This window comes from Thalassolituus sp. UBA2590 (assembly GCF_002339775.1).
GTDB lineage: Bacteria > Pseudomonadota > Gammaproteobacteria > Pseudomonadales > Oceanobacteraceae > Thalassolituus.
In genome coordinates, this window is record NZ_DDKU01000186.1 from 2,103 (window position 1) to 4,167 (window position 2,065).

2 protein-coding genes are annotated in these 2,065 nt (G+C 51.7%); both read left to right on the forward strand.

All coding sequences use genetic code 11. The annotated features are described in order from the left end of the window. The first annotated feature begins 289 nt into the window (after nucleotides 1-289). Nucleotides 290-1,576, forward strand: a complete 1,287-nt coding sequence (locus B2067_RS15910) for a M23 family metallopeptidase (protein WP_301389111.1) — start codon at nucleotides 290-292, stop codon at nucleotides 1,574-1,576. After that, on the forward strand, nucleotides 1,573-2,065 hold a 493-nt coding region (locus B2067_RS15915), incomplete at its 3' end, for an anhydro-N-acetylmuramic acid kinase (protein ID WP_301389112.1). The genes B2067_RS15910 and B2067_RS15915, both read left to right, overlap by 4 nt.

Consider the following 2,065-nt stretch of genomic DNA (forward strand, 5'->3'; position numbering starts at 1 on the left):
GTGTCCGAGATGAAGACTGTCTGCTGTCGGGTCAAAACCGCAATAAAGAACGCGAGATCCGCCGTTTAGGTGTTCATTAAATTCGTCTTCAGCGGTGATCTGGTTCAGCAGACCACGCTCTTTCAGGTCAGCAATAAGTGCGGCTGTCATGGGATCTATCTTCACATTTGGGTTGTCGGAAAGGGAGCTGAACATACCTGATCAAGGTGCAAAATCAAGTTCACCGGGTAAAATGCTCAGTGATTGTTTACACTTTCCCGCGAAATGCATACGAGGATTCGATAATAAGATGGCTCTGCCCGGGCAACTACAGTATTTCCCGTTACGTCACCTGATTGGTGCCGGGCTCGGTATTCTGCTGCTACTCATTTTGGTTCTTCTCCCGGATTCCGGTGAGTCAACCAAACAACAGACGTTTGTTATTGACCTTCCCGAGGTCTCAGAACCCGACACACCACCTCCTGTGCCTGAACCCGACTGGGAAGAGACCACAGTGAAAAGCGGTGACAGCCTCTCGGTTCTGTTTGATAGGGAGAACCTCAGTGCTGTTGATGTTATCGATATTGCAGCAGCAGTTCCCCGGGATGTTATCAATCTCAAAGTCGGTCAGACTGTGCGCTGGGTTCGGACGGCCGAAAATAAAATTTCGAAGCTGGAGATTATCCTGTCTCCACTCGCAAGACACTCTCTCGCCCGCGAAGATGATGGTAGTCTCTCATATGAGCTTATTGAACGAACGGCAGATTACATCCCTCGCTTTGCCTCCGCGACCATAGACAACTCTCTTTACTACGACGGCTCTCAGGCGGGAGTTCCTGACCAAATTCTCTATCAGCTGGCGGCTATCTTTGGCTGGGATATCGATTTCGCGCTCGATATCCGCAAAGGCGACTCTTTCAGTCTAATCTTCGAAGAGGTTCAGCTGGATGGCGAGCAGATTGGCTACGGCGATATTCTGATCGCACAGTTTAATAACCGAGATCGCGAGCTTACAGCTGTTCGCTATGTCGACAGCGACGGTCAAGCGAACTACTTTACCCCGGAAGGCACGAGCATGCGTAAGGCCTTCCTGCGTAACCCGATTGACTATTTCCGCATCAGTTCTCGATTTAACCCGAACCGTAAACATCCGATTCTGAATACAATCCGGGCCCATCGGGGAACCGACTACGCAGCACCGACGGGGACACCGATCAAAGCTGCAGGTGATGGCAAGGTAACCTTCGCCAGTCGCAATGGCGGCTACGGTAATGTCGTCGTCATCCAGCACGGTCAACGCTACCAGACCAAGTACGCACACATGAGTAAGTTCGGGCGTGGGGTTCGGGTTGGCCGCTACGTGAAACAAGGCCAGATCATTGGTTATGTCGGAACCACGGGCGCTTCAACAGGGCCGCACCTGCACTACGAATTCCTGGTCGATGGCGTCCACAGAGACTCATTGCGAGTAAGACTGCCAAAAGCAGAATCTATTAAATCGTCGGAAAAAGCGGCGTTTATGAAGGAGTCCAATAAGCTGACCAGCTGGTTGAAAGACTTCAGTGTTTCTTCAGACACCGACGGGGACTTTCAATGACTCTTTGTATTGGCCTGATGTCAGGCACGAGTGCCGATGGCATGGATGCTTGTCTCGTGGATATTACGCCTGACAAAGTGACGATGCTTGATGCCTTGTGTATTGATTACCCAGACGAAGTATCGGATTTCTTTAAGGCGTTAGCCATCAGTGAGACTCTCAGCGCTGAACTGATTATGGATGCCGACCGCTTAATCGCCCAATATGGCGTGCAGGCTGTCGTTACGCTGTTAGAAAAGAATGCTCTCTCAGCTGCCGACATCACTGTTGTCGGTAGTCACGGCCATACCCTTCGACACCGACCTCAACCGGATGGTTTTAGTTGGCAGATTGGTGATCCATCATGGCTTGCTGAATACACAGGCATCACCTGTGTCGCCGACTTCCGCCGCCGAGACATTGCGGCTGGCGGCGAGGGGGCTCCTCTCGTACCCGCATTTCATCAGGTTGCGATGCAAGCGCATCAACCATGCGGCGTACTCAACATCG